Annotated in this window: 13 protein-coding genes; 8 read left to right on the top strand and 5 right to left on the bottom strand. The window is 63.1% G+C overall.

Going from position 1 to position 14,225, the window contains the following annotated elements; genetic code table 11:
- Window positions 1-104: 104 nt before the first annotated feature.
- On the bottom strand, window positions 105-1,433 hold the full coding sequence (locus RI103_RS21245; RefSeq protein ID WP_310817404.1) for an MFS transporter: 1,329 nt from the start codon (window positions 1,431-1,433) through the stop codon (window positions 105-107).
- Window positions 1,434-1,861: 428 nt separating this feature from the next.
- Here RI103_RS21245 and RI103_RS21240 point away from each other — a divergent pair, with 428 nt between their 5' ends.
- The 5 genes from RI103_RS21240 (at window position 1,862) to RI103_RS21220 (ending at window position 6,472) form a co-directional block, all read left to right on the top strand.
- Window positions 1,862-2,572: a FadR/GntR family transcriptional regulator gene (locus tag RI103_RS21240; protein WP_310817403.1), complete on the top strand. Its 711-nt coding sequence runs from the start codon at window positions 1,862-1,864 to the stop codon at window positions 2,570-2,572.
- Between the two features lie 257 nt (window positions 2,573-2,829).
- The gene (locus RI103_RS21235) at window positions 2,830-3,576 is read left to right on the top strand and encodes an SDR family NAD(P)-dependent oxidoreductase (protein ID WP_310817401.1); all 747 of its coding nucleotides are present in this window, start codon (window positions 2,830-2,832) and stop codon (window positions 3,574-3,576) included.
- Between the two features lie 81 nt (window positions 3,577-3,657).
- Window positions 3,658-4,779 (top strand): Gfo/Idh/MocA family oxidoreductase, encoded by a 1,122-nt coding sequence (locus RI103_RS21230; protein ID WP_310817399.1) that lies wholly within the window; start codon window positions 3,658-3,660, stop codon window positions 4,777-4,779.
- Window positions 4,780-4,857: 78 nt separating this feature from the next.
- Window positions 4,858-5,442 carry a TetR family transcriptional regulator C-terminal domain-containing protein gene (locus RI103_RS21225; protein WP_310817398.1) on the top strand — a complete coding sequence of 195 codons (585 nt, stop codon included), beginning with the start codon at window positions 4,858-4,860 and terminating at the stop codon, window positions 5,440-5,442.
- A 13-nt stretch (window positions 5,443-5,455) separates the two neighbouring features.
- Window positions 5,456-6,472 carry a LysR family transcriptional regulator gene (locus tag RI103_RS21220; RefSeq protein WP_409077017.1) on the top strand — a complete coding sequence of 339 codons (1,017 nt, stop codon included), beginning with the start codon at window positions 5,456-5,458 and terminating at the stop codon, window positions 6,470-6,472.
- Window positions 6,473-6,606: 134 nt separating this feature from the next.
- Here RI103_RS21220 and RI103_RS21215 read toward each other — a convergent pair whose 3' ends face one another.
- From RI103_RS21215 to RI103_RS21200, 4 genes are all read right to left on the bottom strand, one after another.
- On the bottom strand, window positions 6,607-7,716 hold the full coding sequence (locus RI103_RS21215; protein ID WP_310817397.1) for an alkene reductase: 1,110 nt from the start codon (window positions 7,714-7,716) through the stop codon (window positions 6,607-6,609).
- A 342-nt stretch (window positions 7,717-8,058) separates the two neighbouring features.
- The gene (locus tag RI103_RS21210) at window positions 8,059-8,373 is read right to left on the bottom strand and encodes a hypothetical protein (RefSeq protein WP_310817395.1); all 315 of its coding nucleotides are present in this window, start codon (window positions 8,371-8,373) and stop codon (window positions 8,059-8,061) included.
- A gap of 1 nt (window position 8,374) precedes the next feature.
- Complete coding sequence (locus RI103_RS21205; protein ID WP_310817394.1) at window positions 8,375-9,733, bottom strand: acyclic terpene utilization AtuA family protein; 1,359 nt, start codon at window positions 9,731-9,733, stop codon at window positions 8,375-8,377.
- A 29-nt stretch (window positions 9,734-9,762) separates the two neighbouring features.
- Window positions 9,763-11,067 carry a citrate:proton symporter gene (locus RI103_RS21200; RefSeq protein WP_310817393.1) on the bottom strand — a complete coding sequence of 435 codons (1,305 nt, stop codon included), beginning with the start codon at window positions 11,065-11,067 and terminating at the stop codon, window positions 9,763-9,765.
- A gap of 99 nt (window positions 11,068-11,166) precedes the next feature.
- Here RI103_RS21200 and RI103_RS21195 point away from each other — a divergent pair, with 99 nt between their 5' ends.
- From RI103_RS21195 to RI103_RS21185, 3 genes are all read left to right on the top strand, one after another.
- On the top strand, window positions 11,167-12,060 hold the full coding sequence (locus tag RI103_RS21195; protein WP_310817392.1) for a LysR family transcriptional regulator: 894 nt from the start codon (window positions 11,167-11,169) through the stop codon (window positions 12,058-12,060).
- Window positions 12,061-12,320: 260 nt separating this feature from the next.
- Window positions 12,321-12,806: a DUF2844 domain-containing protein gene (locus tag RI103_RS21190; RefSeq protein ID WP_310817391.1), complete on the top strand. Its 486-nt coding sequence runs from the start codon at window positions 12,321-12,323 to the stop codon at window positions 12,804-12,806.
- 30 nt (window positions 12,807-12,836) lie between these two features.
- Complete coding sequence (locus RI103_RS21185; protein ID WP_310817390.1) at window positions 12,837-14,165, top strand: DUF3443 domain-containing protein; 1,329 nt, start codon at window positions 12,837-12,839, stop codon at window positions 14,163-14,165.
- The last annotated feature ends 60 nt before the right edge of the window (window positions 14,166-14,225 follow it).

The following is a 14,225-nucleotide window of genomic DNA, read 5'->3' as shown; positions in this document are numbered from 1 at the left end:
GGGCGGCGAAAATCAAGGCGCTGTGCGATCGCGCCCGACGCGGGCACCGGACGGAAACCGGAAAGTACGTGATGCATGATTGGCGGTTCTGTCAGTCAGTGTAGTCAGTGGACTTCATGCTGGAGCGATTCCGGCAGCACGTCGTGGTTCACGCGCCGGTTGCGGGTCAGGAAACCGGCCGCGGCCGCAATCAACGAAGCCACGGCGAGGCCGTACAGGCCGCCGGTAATCGAACCGGTGTGTTGCTGCAGATAACCGAACGCGGCCGGCGCGAAGAATCCGCCGAGGTTGCCCACCGAGTTGATCAGCGCGATCACCGCCGCGGCGACGCGTGCGTCCAGATAACCCTGCGGAATCGGCCAGAACAGCGAAGCCGCCGCCTTGAAACCGATCGCCGAGAAACAGATGGCCACGAACGACAGCACCGGATTACCCGAGGTCGAAGCGAACAACCCGCACGCGGCGATGACGAGCGCCACAGCCAGCCACGCTTGCTGGAAGCGCCACTTTGCGGACAGCAACGCGAAGCAGTACATCGCGAACATGGCGATGAGCCACGGAATCGCGTTGAACATGCCGACTTCGAAGTCGGACAGGCCGCCCATTTTGCGGATGATCGTAGGCAGCCAGAAGGTGGCCGCGTAGATGGTCAATTGAATCGCGAAGTACAGGAAGCAGAACAACAGAATCTGCGGATCCTTGAGCAGCTTCATGGCCGGCAGATGCGCGCCGCCGTGCGCCTCGCGCTCGGCCTGCTCCGCCGCGATCGACGTTTGCAGCACGTTCTGCTCTTCGGCGCTCAGCCACGAGGCATCGCGAATACGCGACTTCAGCAGCATCCAGCTCACCGCGCACAGCACGATCGAAAAGCCCCCTTCGATCAGAAACATCCATTGCCAGCCGTGCAAACCGAAGCCGCGAATGGACAGCAGGCTGCCCGTGATCGGACCGGACAGGACCGATGCCAGCGCGGAGCCGCCGAGAAAAACCGCCACCGCCTTGCCGCGCTCCTTCTGCGGCAGCCATTGCGTGAAGTAAAAGACCACGCCGGGAAAGAAACCGGCCTCGGCGACGCCGAGCAGGAACCGCAGCACATAGAACGAAGTGTCGTTCCAGACGAACGCCATCGCCGCCGCGACCAGCCCCCAAGTGCCCATGATGCGGGTGAGCCACGCGCGCGCGCCGTACTTTTGCATCAACACGTTAGAGGGCACTTCGAACAGCGCGTAGCCGATGAAGAACAAACCGCTCCCAAGGCCATAAGCCGCGGCGCCGATGCCGAGGTCCGTCTGCATGTGAGAATTGACGAAGCCGATGTTCACGCGGTCGATGTAGTTCGCGATGAACATGATCAGAAACAGCGGCAGCACGTGCCGTTTGACCTTGGAGACTGCGGATTCGAGCGGGTCGGCGGCGGTGATAGCAGAGGTCAAGATTGACTCCAGTTTCGGCCGCTCAGGCGGCCTGATCGAGCGCAACGCGGCGCATTCAAGCAGGCCGGCTTTCCGTCCTGAAATGCGTGATACGTTGTCTGACGACAGTCTACCTTGGTTTTATAGGCGATTCCAATGCGGTGTTTACCCTGCCAAATAGCTCTATAATGCCGTACTGTTCGGCCAGCCAGCCCTTGGCAAAGATGAACACATCGAATCGAACTAGGATGTCTGATGACATCAAAAACAGTCGTGCTTTCCATCCGTCAAGTCGAGCCTGAACCTCATCTGCGCAACCCATCGCTAACGCGAGAATCCAATCGTTCTTAACCGGACAGACGCTATGATGACTATGTCGAGGCGTCGTACGATGCCACTCGCACGCGCAATGTGTGCACTTCCAGCCGAACAATCAACCAGCCACAGAAATGAGCAGCCTAACTGAGAAGGTGGTGGCCACCCTTTCCGATGAAATCCGCCGCGGCACCCTGAGGCCGGGCGACCGGATTCCCACCGAAGTCGCGATGATGAAGCAGCTCTCGGTGAGCCGCTCCGTGGTGCGCGAGGCGATTTCGCGGCTGCAGGCGGCCAAGGTGGTCGAGACGCGTCACGGTATCGGCACCTTCGTGTTGGCGCCCGCCACGGAAAAATCCATGCAGTTACCGGCCGCCGATCTGTCCAGCATGCTGGACGCGATGGCGATCATCGAATTCCGCATCGACGTCGAAGCCGCCTCCGCCGCGCTGGCCGCGGCGCGGCGCACCGACCAGAACCTCAAGCAGATCCGTGGCGCGCTGGAGCGTTTCGAGTCCGAACTCGAACGCGGCAGCACCGACACGCTCGCGCACGACATCGAGTTTCATTTGCAGATCGCACGCGCGAGCGGCAATCGCTATTTCTTCGACGTGCTCAGCCAGCTCGGTCGCGCGGTGAGTCCTCGCACGCGGCTCGGCTCCGCGGAGATCGCGGAACTCGACCATATCGAGCATCTGCGCAATGTGCTCAGCGAGCATCAGATGATCTACCGCGCGATCGAACGGCAAGATCCGGACGACGCGCGCGCCGCCATGCGCATGCACTTGAGCAATAGCCGCGAACGGCTGCGCCGCGCCCACGAGTCGAGCAAAGCGGGCGATTGATTCATCCGCAAGCGGGCGGCGGCCCGTCGCCTTCCATCTGACGAAAAAATACAATCGTACTGGTTTAAATACAGTCGGATGGAACGGCGTGACCACGCGCCTCGTCGCCCCTGTACCATTGTTGGTCTCAGTGGAATTGTGCATTCACGTCCAGCCGCTTGATGGGTTTAATACGTTCGTCCATATTCCACCCATCGCGCTTCGTGGTCCTACACCGGCAACGACGCGGACCCTGAATCCACTTTGAGAAATCCATCATGCAACTCACAGGCAACACTATTTTCATCACTGGCGGCGGATCGGGCATCGGCCGCGGACTCGCCGAAGCGTTTCACAAGCTCGGCAATCAGGTCATCATCGCCGGACGCCGCAAGGCGAATCTCGAAGAAACGATTGCCGCCAATCCCGGCATGCAGTCGGTCGAACTGGACATCACGGACCCGCGCAGCATCGCCTCGGTCTCGCAGCAGCTGATCGCGCAGTATCCGTCGCTGAACGTGCTGATCAACAACGCCGGCATCATGCAGATCGACGACCTCAGCAAACCGGTCGACGACGCGCTGATCGTCTCGACGCTCACCACCAACCTGATGGGTCCGATCCGCCTGACGGGCGCGCTCGTCGAGCATCTGAAGCAACAAGACAACGCGACGATCGTCAATGTGTCGTCGGTACTCGGCTTCGTGCCGATGGCCATCTCCGGCGTCTACTCGTCGACGAAGGCGGCGATCCACTCGTACACGCAATCGCTGCGCTTCAAGCTGAAGGACACGTCGGTGCGCGTCGTCGAAATCGCGCCGCCGTGGGTGCAGACCGACTTGCTCGATAGCAGGAATGAACCGCGCGCCATGCCGCTTGCACCGTTCATCGAGCAGACCATGCATGAACTCGGTACGGACGCCGACGAAGCGCTGGTCGAGATCGCCCGTCCCATGCGCAACAACCCCGGCCCGAACGAAGCCGCATTCGTCACGCAGTTCAACGACCAGTTCGCCGGCGTCTGATCAATCGTTCTTTGGGCCGGCCGGAAACAGCTTGTCGCGTTTCCGGCCGGCCTCGTCGCGCGCTAGCGCGCAGGTGTTCCAATGACTGAAAATTCCGCAGTATCCAGTGCCGCCCCGATCCGGGTCGGTATCGTCGGCGTAGGCAACTGGGCGCGACACGGGCACGTGCGCGTGCTGAGCCTGTTGCCCCAATACGAACTGACCGCCGTGTTCAGCCAGCGCCACGAAGCGGCCGAGGCCGTCGCCGAACGCTACGGCTTCAAATACGTAGTCGATTCACTCGACGAACTGGTCCAGCATCCCGAAGTCGATCTGGTCATCGTTCTGACGACGGCGCCGCAGCACGCGGAAGGCGTGCGCGCCGCGATCGCAGCCGGCAAGGACATCTATTGCGAATGGCCGCTGACGCCGAGCGTCGCAACCTCGCAGGAATTGATCGAGCTTGCGCGCGAAGCCAATGTGCGTCACGTGGTCGGGTTGCAACGGCGGCTCGCGCCGCACAACCGTTACATGCGCGATCTGATCGCGCAAGGCTACGTCGGCAAGCTGCGCTCGGTACGCATTCACGTGAGCATGAATTACTTCCAGGCGCTGCGTTCGCAATCGCTGCGCTGGACCGTGCCTCCGGAAAACTTCTCGAGCGTGATTGCGATTTACGCAGGCCACTTCCTCGACATGCTGTTCGACGCGACGGGCTGGCCGCACAGCATTGCCGCATTGAGCGTCAATCAGTTCGAGCAGGTGACGATCGCGGAGACCGGCGAAGTCATGCCGACCACCACGCCCGATCAGCTCGTGCTCGCGGGCCGCCTGGCAGACGGCGCGGTGGTATCCGTGCATATCGAAGGCGGCAAGCGCAACGGCTCGGGCGTGCAGATCGATATCACCGGTACGGAAGGCGATCTGCGCATCACCAATCGTTCGGCGTTCGGCAATGTCGGCGACGACTACGTGATCGGAGGCGCGCACGGCAACAACCTGCCGCTCGCGGCGCTGCCGGTGCCCGCGTCGTATGACCGGCTGCCGCCGTCGGATTTGCCGTCGGCCGTGCTGGAGTTGGCCCAGTTGTACGCCGCCTTCGCCGACGACGTCCGCACCGGCAGCCGCACCGCGCCGAGCTTCGAGCACGCGGTCCGTCTGCACAGGCTGCTCGACGCCGCCGTAGAATCATCGAACAGCGGCCGCCATATCGAACTGGACTGACGCGGTCCACCCATGCGCCGCCCCGCACTTGTGCATGACACAATGCGGGGCGCCTGTATTGCCAGAGAGCTTCCGACCATGCCGAAACCTTCACACAAAGACACGCTGATCGCCGAAGGCATGCGCGTCATCCACGAATTCGGATTCAACGGATCGAGCGTGCGGGACATCGTCAAGGCGGCGGGCGTACCGCATGGCTCGTTCACGAACCACTTCACGTCGAAAGAAGCATTCGGCCTCGAAGTGATCGAACTGTATTTCGAGCGGGCGCGTGGCGAGATGCACGACACGCTGCTCAACGACGAACTGAAACCGCTGTACCGTCTCGGCAAATACATCGACGTGCATATCAGGCTCATCAGCCAGAACGATTCGCGCAATGGCTGCCTGCTGGGCAACTTCGCCGCCGACTCGAGCGACAGCGAAGCGATCCGCTCGCGGCTGAATGCGATCTTCGCCGAAATCGAAAAGTCCGTTCTATATTGTCTGCGAGCCGCCGTGGCGGCGCGCGAGGTGCGAGCCGATACGAACTGCGAGCAACTCGCCACGTTCATCGTGTCGTCGATGCAAGGCGCGTTTCTGCTCGCCAAAGCGCAGCGTGATCCGGCGCCGGTCGTCAATCTGAAGGAAGTGCTGTTTTCCAGCGTTTTGCAGCGGGCCTGACAAGGAGCTCCCGATGACGCCGTCCAATTACGCAGGCCGTCCCGCCGCAGTCGCGGCGCGCTCTCCGGCGCCGCCTGCGGGCGGCGAGAGCAGCGCTTCGCCGGGCGCCATGGACCGGTTCGGCTCGCTCAACGTGTTCGTGCGCGCCGCCGAAACCCGCAGCTTCACTGAAGCGGGCCGCCAGTTGGGCATTTCGTCGTCAGCGGTCGGCAAGGCGATCTCGCGGCTCGAAGGACGGCTCGGCGTGCGCCTCTTTCACCGCAGCACGCGCAGCATTGCGTTGACGCCCGAGGGCGCGATCTTTCTGACGCGCTGCCAGCGCATCATCGGAGAAATCGAAGCGGCGGAGTCCGAACTGGCGCTCGCCAATTCCGCACCGCGCGGACTGCTGCGCGTCAGCATGCCCATGGTGAGCACGCTGATGATGCCGGTGATTGCCGCTTTCATGAAGACGTACCCGGACATCGTGCTCGATATCGACTTCTCCGACCGCATGGTCGATGTGATCGAGGAAGGCTTCGATGTCGTGACCCGCACCGGCGACGCGGCCGACTCAACGCTCGTCACGCGCGCGATGGGCACGTTCCGGCATGTGATTGTCGGTTCGCCCGCTTACCTCGCGCAGCGCGGCGTGCCCACCGAACCCGAACAGCTGCGCGGCCACGCGTGCCTGCAACACCGTTTTCCGACCTCCAACAAACTGCGCCGCTGGCCGTTGATCCGCGACGGCGAAACGCTGGACATCGAGCTTTCGACGGTGGCCATCGCCACCGCCGTCGAGCCTTTGACCATGCTCGCCGAACAGAACCTGGGCCTTGCCTGCGTGCCCGACTTCACGATACGCGCCCAGCTCGCGCGGGGTTCGCTGGTTGCCGTGCTGCAGCCGTACACGGATACGCCCACCGTGTTTCGCGCGCTGTGGCCGTCCGGGCGACAGATCTCGCCCAAAGCGCGAGTCTTCGTCGATTACCTGAGCGAGCATCTGTTTCCGGTTTCCGCCGCGGCGGCAACGGCTGCTGGCCACGCTTGATTGAGCTTCAGTCTGCCGCCTGGTGGCGCTCGGGACTTCTCAACGAAGGTCGCCGTCGCACGAAAAAACCAGCGTATTCAGCAACACACTGAACACACCGGCTTTCACAAGACGCGCTTCGACCATCAACGCACTTATGCGCTGACCGTCTCTTCCTCGTAAAACGGATAGTCCGTGTAGCCCACTTCCGTGCCACCGAAGAACGTCGGCCGGTCGTACCTATTGAGCGGCAGCTTGCGGCGCAACCGTTCCGGCAGATCCGGATTGGCGATGAAATCGCGGCCGAACGCAACGAGGTCGGCATCGCCATCGGCGAGGACCGCTTCCGCCGATTCACGCTTGAAGCCGCCCGCGGCGATGATCGTCCCCGCGTAGTGTTGACGGATCGTCTGCGCGGCGACCGGGTTCGGATCGCGGCTTTCATCTTCGACATTGCCGGCGATGCGCGGCTCGATCAGGTGCAGATACGCGAGATCGAGCCTGGCCAGTTCGGCCGCGGCGTAGGTAAAAAGGCCGACCGGATCGCTGTCCGACATATCGCCCCATGAGCCGCTCGGTCCGAGACGCACGGCGACCTTGTTGCTGCCCCACACGGAAATCACCGCACGGGTGGCTTCCATCAGAAAGCGCGCACGATTCTCGAACGAACCGCCATAGGCATCCGTGCGCTTGTTGCTGCCGTCCTGCAGGAACTGGTCGAACAGATAGCCATTCGCCGCGTGCAATTCGACGCCGTCGAAGCCAGCCTTCACGCCGCGTTCAGCCGCCGTGCGAAAACTCTCCACGATTGCGGCGATCTCGTCGATCTCCAGCGCGCGGTTAGGCGTGTTCGGAATCCAGCCCGCCCTGGTATAAGCAACGCCGCCGTGCAGCACTTCCGACGGGCCGACCGGCCGGCGTCCTTCCGGCTGCAACTCGGCATTCGACTGACGTCCCGCGTGATACAACTGCAGGAAGATCTTGCCGCCCCTTTCGCGCACCGCGTCGGTGACTTCGCGCCAGCCGGCGATCTGGCTGTCGTCGTAGAGGCCAGGGGCGCCGAGGTAACCGTTGCCGTCGGGTGCGGCAATGGTCGCCTCGCCGATCAGCAATGCGCCCGCGGAAGTGCGTTGCGCGTAATACTCGGCCATCAGTCGACCGGGCCGCGCGCCGTCTTCGGCACGCATGCGGGTCAGCGGTGCGAGCACGACGCGATGCGCCAATTCATAAGGTCCGACTTTGACGGGGGTGAAAAGCTTGCTCATGACGTTTTCTCTTGAAGTTGATCCGGTGAATGAGTGCCGCCGAGCGCTTCTCGGCGCTGTCCGGCGTTGACTCACAATCTATAGACGCAACTCGCGAAGAAAAACGGGCCGCCGCTCCGGATACTTCGGAGCGTGCAGTCCGCAATGCGCCGAAACCCTTGCGCGTCGTGGACTGCACGCCCATTACCGATTGTTTCGATGGCGCGGCAACTGTGTTTCAACAGCATGCCGGCTATTTGTCGAGCACGTGCTTGAGGCTCGCGTGACGATGAACTGCTCGAAGCGTGGCAGCCGGTGCCGCCCTGGGAAGAAGCGGTCGCCTGAGGGCGGCGCAGCCGCGTGCTACGAAGCGGGGGCCTCGACATCGAGATCCATCAACGCGGAACTCAATGATTTGCCGTGCGCGTCGAGCGCGAGCGAACGCGTCACGCCTCCACCGAGCGCATGACCCAGCACGAAGTTGAACGCGCCGATAGCAGGCAGTTCATGACGCACGACATCCCCACGTACCACATCGCCGAGATGGGCCTTCACGCGCGCCGGCGTCAGAACCGCTCGCAGGTGATCGTAGTGCCGCGCCTCATAACAGATCACCGAGATGTTCAGCGTATTGCCTTTGTCGCCGGTACGCGAATGAGCCAGCTCACGTAATTTCATCTCACGCCTCCACCATCGAGAACACCGGTGTCACATGCTCGCGCGGCAGCAAAACCGATTGCACCGCGACGACCTCGCGGGCCGACTTCGTGACGCCGCCTCCGCCCGCCGGACCGTTGGTGTAAAGCGTCTCCACCTCGTTACCGATCTGCACGGCTTGCGCGAGCGAAATCGTGCGCCCCGCCACGCGCGCACGCACTTCGTATGGCTCGGCGTAACCGGCAGCCGCCGTTTCGCCATGCAATGCATTCACGCCGATCAGATCGAAGCGCAATTCACGCGTCTGCACGCCGGTCAGCGTGAGCCGTTCCCGCACGATATCGAGTGCGAGCCGCGCACGCGCCAACGCGCCGGGACCGCCGTACGAAATTTGCCCTTCGCCGATATAACCGTCGAAATAAGCAACCGACACCTTCAGCGTATCCGTACGCGGCGTGCCTCGCCCGCCGCTCACGCGAACGCGGTCCAGCGCTTCCTGCGCGACGCGCACCTGTGAAAAATCCGCGACCACGTCCGGTTGCAGATAGCGCCGCGGATCGTGAATCTCGTACAGCAGTTGTTCCTTGCAGGTCGCTTCAGTGACCCGCCCGCCGGCTTGCGCGAGCTTGGTGATGACCACCGCGCCGTCCGGCCCGACTTCGGCAATCGGAAAACCGAGCCTCGCCAATGCGGGAACATCCTTGAAGCCCGGATCCGCGAAATAGCCGCCGGTGATTTGCCCCGCGCATTCGAGCAGATGGCCGGTCACCGTCGCCTGGCCGAGTGTCTGCCAGTCGTCCATGCGCCAGCCGAATTCGTGAATCAGCGGCGCGACGAACAGCGATGGATCGGCCACGCGTCCGGTCAACACGATCTGCGCGCCGGCCGCGAGCGCATCGACGAGCGCGCTCGCGCCGAGATAGGCGTTCGCGGACACGAGCCGGTCCCGGTAGTCCGACACACGCTCGCCGGATTCCACGAAGCACAAATCGCTTTGGCGAACGGCGTCGAGCACATCGTCGCCGGTGACCGCGGCAATCTTCACATCGCCAAGACCGAGCGAGCGCGCGATCTCAGCGGTCTTGCGCGCCGCCGCGAGCGGATTCGCCGCACCCATGTTCGAAATGATGCGCACGCCGTTGCGCAACGCGGCGGGCAACACTGCCTTCATGCGCGTTTCGAGCAACGGGTCGTAGCCGAGTTCCGGGTCCTTGCTGCGCGCCTGCTGCGCGATCGCAATCGTGCGTTCGGCAAGGCACTCGAAGACCAGGTAATCGAGCGCGCCGTGTTCCGCCAATTCGACAGCGGGTTCGATGCGGTCGCCGGAATAGCCCGCGCCCGCGCCGATGCGCACCGTACGTTGAGATTGAGTGGCTGTCATGCTGGTCACGTCCGTTCGTTCAGTGAGGCTCACAGTGAGAATATCCCCAGCGCGACGCAGGCAATCGTCATGACGACCGACGCGCCGAACAGCAGGGGAAACGTGAATTTCTGATGGTCGGCGAGGTCGATCCCGCACAGGCCGACTACGAGGAAAGTGGCCGGTGTCAGCGGGCTGACCGGGAAGCCGGTGGTCATCTGGCCGAGCAAGGCGGCCTGGCCGACATGCACGGCGGGCACGCCGAGTTGGCCGGCGACTTCGGCGATCACCGGCAGCACGCCGAAATAGAACGAGTCGGGGTCGAACAACATGCTGAGCGGCATGGACAGCAAGCCGAGCGCAACGGGGATATGACTCGCCATCGCGGGCGGTACGAATCCAACCGCCGCCTGCGCCATCGCTTTCAGCATGCCGCTGCCTTGCATCACGCCGGTGAACACGCCGGCCGCGAGCAGAATGCCGGCCATCATCAGGGCCGCGCGAGCATGCGCGTCGATCCGTTTGCGCTGCATATCGACGTTCGGATAGTTCACCATCAGCGCGATGCACAGGCCGACCATGAACATGATCGCCGGCGGAATCTTCTCGCCCATCACGACCATCGTGCCGAGCACCACCAGCGTCAGCACGATGTTGAACCAGAAGTTCTTCGGCCGGCGCAGCGCCTGTTCGTCGGGCGTAAGTTCGCGTTTTGGCATGGGCACCGAACCGCTCGCGGCCGTGAGGCCGAGCCGTTTTTCCTCGCGCCGCCCAAGCCAGAACGCCATGCCGAACACGAACACGAGGCCGATCGCCTGCACCGGAATCAGCGGATTGAACAGCGCCGAGATCGGCAGATGCAGCGACGCCGACGCGCGGATCATCGGCCCCGTCCACGGCAGAAAGTTGATGCCGGCCGCCATCGAAACCGCTGCGGCCAGCACGCGCCGGTCCATCTTCAGGCGATCGTAGAGCGGCAGCATGGCGGGAATCGTAACCAGAAAGCAGACGGCGCCGGAGCCGTCCAGATGGATCAGCAGCGCGAGCAGCGTGGTGCCCATCACGATACGCGTGGGCCGCGTGCCGACCGCGCGCAGAATGCGGTCGATGATCGGATCGAGCGTGCCCGCGTCGGTGATGGTGCCGAAGTAAAGAATCGCGAACACGAACATGCCGACGACCGGCGCGAGACTCTTGAGCCCGTCGATCACGAACTTGCTCGTCTGAAAACCGAAGCCACCGATAAGCGACGCCGCAATCGGCACGATGATGAGCGCCACCAGCGGCGACATGCGTTTCGACAGAATCGCGCCGAGCAATACGACGATGGTGGCGAGCCCCAGTAATGGCAGCATGTGCTTGTCTCCGAGATTGTTTTTTACTGCGATCCAGCGTAAGTTCGAAGCGGCTATAAATCAATTGAAATGATTTGATCGCAGCAATCACAAACCATCATGGATCTGAATCTTCGGGACATCCGCGCGTTCATCGCCGTCGCGCAAACGGGCAGCTTCACGCGCGCGGCGACGCGTTTGCATCTGTCGCAACCGGCGTTAACGGTGCAGATTCGCCGCCTCGAAGAAACGGTCGGCATGCGCCTGTTCGACCGCAACAGCCGCAACGTCGCGCTCACGCCGACCGGCCGTGAACTGCTGCCGCTCCTGCAGAAGTCGCTGCACGACATGGAGCACGTGCTGATCGACGCGCGCGCGCTCGGCAAAGGCGCGAGCGGCACCGTGCGGATCGCCTGCTTGCCTACGTTCGCGGCCAGCGTGTTGCCCGAGCTCGTGCAGGGCATCAAGAAGGCCGTGCCGCGCGTGAGCTTCCATGTGCGCGACGTGGTTGCCAGCATGGTCAATACGTTGGTGCGTAATGAAGAGGTCGACATCGGACTGACCGGCGGCCAGCTCGACGATGCCGGTTTCGAGGTGCTGCATGCCGGCATCGACCGGCTGGTTGCCGTGTTTCCAAAGCGGCATGTGCTTGCCCGGCGGCGGCGCATTACGCTGGCCGATCTCGCCACTGCGCCGCTCGTGTTGACCGCCCAGGGCACGAGCGTGCGGGCGGTGGTCGACAACGCTTTCGCGAACGCCCGCTGCACGCCGGAGATCGCGTGCGAGCCGACCTACATGATGAGCGCGGTCGCCATGGTGCGCGCCGGGCTCGGCGTGACGATCCTGCCGGCGTCGGCCCGCGAAGTCAGAGCGGAGCCCGAACTGATCGTGCGCGCGGTCGACGATCCGGCGTTCACACGGCCCATCGCCCTCATCAAGAAGCGCGGCAGGACATTGCCGCCCGTGACTGAAACCTTCGTTGCGATGCTGATCGAGAAGCTCGGCGAGGAGTAAACGGTCTTCCACGCTAAACCCCGGCAGGTCAGCGTAATCCGCAGCATCGCGTGCGAGCCCGTTCGTTTACGCTCGCCGATGTGCCTTACCTTTAATTTTCAAACAAAGCCCGATTACCGCCATTAATCGTCTGATTTGATGAAACGCGCCCGCGCTAGTATCGCTTTCGTGCGAACTCGAGGATAAAAAACCGTTCGCGCGGATAGTGCCCAAACTCCAAAAACTTCGAAAACGAAACAATGATAATCAGGCAATTTCGAATGCTCGTGGTGAGCGCGGCGTCGTTCGCTCTGGTCGCTCCGGCCTATGCAGCGTTGGGCGGCGCGCCGACCTATCCGGTCACGGCCAGCAGCACGAGCGCAGGAGTGGCCGGCCAGAATAGCGCAGCGGTGGCGCGCTTCGCGGCCAGCGGCAGCGAGGCCTCGGCGAATTACACCGTGAGCCAGACGACGCTGCCATCGGGCACCGTGGTGAGCGAGTACATCGGCGCGAGCAATACCGTCTTTGCGTTGAGTTGGGAAGGCCCGACCATGCCGCCGCTCAAAACGCTGCTCGCCACTTACTTCCCGTCTTATGTTCAGGCACTCACCGACGCCCACGCCACCCAGGGCGGTGGCTACGGACCCGCCGTCGTGCATCAGTCCGCGCTGGTCGTGGAGACCGGCGGCCATATGGGCGCATTCGTGGGCCGCGCGTATTTACCGCAAGCGCTGCCGCAAGGTGTGAGCGCTGACGATATCAAGTAACTCATTAAAATCATTAGAGAGAGAACAACAGTGCGCAAAATCGCTAGGATGATTGCCGCGGCGCTCGGGCTCGGCATGGCACTCAGTCTCGCCGGCTGCGGCGGCGGCGGCGGTGGCGCCAGCAGCAACTCGACGGCTAATGCACCGGCCGCCGCCAGTGCGCCGGCGGCCCCGGGCGGCACAACGTCCAATCCCGTAACCGGCGACTCGACATCCAACGTGCTCGCCGTCGACGCGTCTGCCGTGCCCACACCGGCCGGCGCCGGCAATACGATGTCGGTGATGGTCAGCGGAACGGGCATTCACAATCAGCCGATGGTCAGCGTCAAGATTTGCGCCCCCGGCTCCAACGCGAGCGCAAGTTGCACGACGATTCCAAACGTGATCGTCGATACGGCGTCGTTCGGACTGCGTCTGGTTCGCTCCGCGATCCCGACTGCCACTTTCAATGCGCTCACCGCCGAAACAGATCAATCGAGCGGCCTGCCGCTCGCCGAATGCGCGTTGTTCGGCAGCGGCTATGCATGGGGTTCGGTGCAACTCGCGGACATCGCGCTGTCGAGCGAGATTGCCGCGTCGGTGCCGATCCATGTGATCGGCGATGCGGCGTTGACGATTGCCGCGCCGAGCGAATGCCAGGTGGGCCGGCCTCTGGCCACTGCGGCCGATCTCGGCGCGAACGGCATTCTCGGCATCGGCGTGAGCCCGACGGACTGCGGTTCGCAGTGCGCGCTGACAGCGCTCTCGCAGTTCTATTACACCAATGCGGGCAACGTCACCTCGGTGCCCGTCGCGAAACAGATCAGCAACCCGGTCGCGCGATTCCCGCAGGACAACAACGGTGTGATTCTGGAAATGGCGCAGGTGTCCGATAGCGGCAGCGCGACGGCTCAAGGCACGCTCGTGTTCGGCATCGACACCCAGGCCAATAACGTGCTGAACGGCGCGGGCGCGCCGATTTTGCGCACGAACTCGAACGGCGACTTCACGTCCTCCTATGGCGGCGCCGTGTTCACGAAGACGTTCTTCGATTCGGGCTCGACGGTGCTGTTCTTTCCGGACACGACGATCGCTCGCGACCCGTCTTCTGGATACTACATCCCGACTGCGACCGTGGGCCGGACCTCGACGCTGGTGGGCACCAATCCGGCGAGCGTGACGCTCGGCTTCAATGTCGCAAACGGCGCGACACTGAACGCATCGGGGAATAACGCGTTCAACAACCTTGGCATCTATATGACCCGGCAGTTCGACTTCGGTCTGCCGTTCTTTTACGGCCGTCATGTGTATTACGGCATTTCTGGCCGCGCGTCTGCGGGCGGTGGCACGGGGCCGTACGTCGCTTACGTTTCGAGCTGAGTGTCGATGTCCCGAGCGGCGCGTCAAAGGCGAGACGACGCGCGAACAGGTTGTCGCGTT

The organism is Paraburkholderia sp. FT54 (genome assembly GCF_031585635.1).
Classification (GTDB): domain Bacteria; phylum Pseudomonadota; class Gammaproteobacteria; order Burkholderiales; family Burkholderiaceae; genus Paraburkholderia.
The sequence above is the reverse complement of the archived record's forward strand: the minus strand, read 5'-3'. Positions and strand labels throughout refer to the sequence as shown.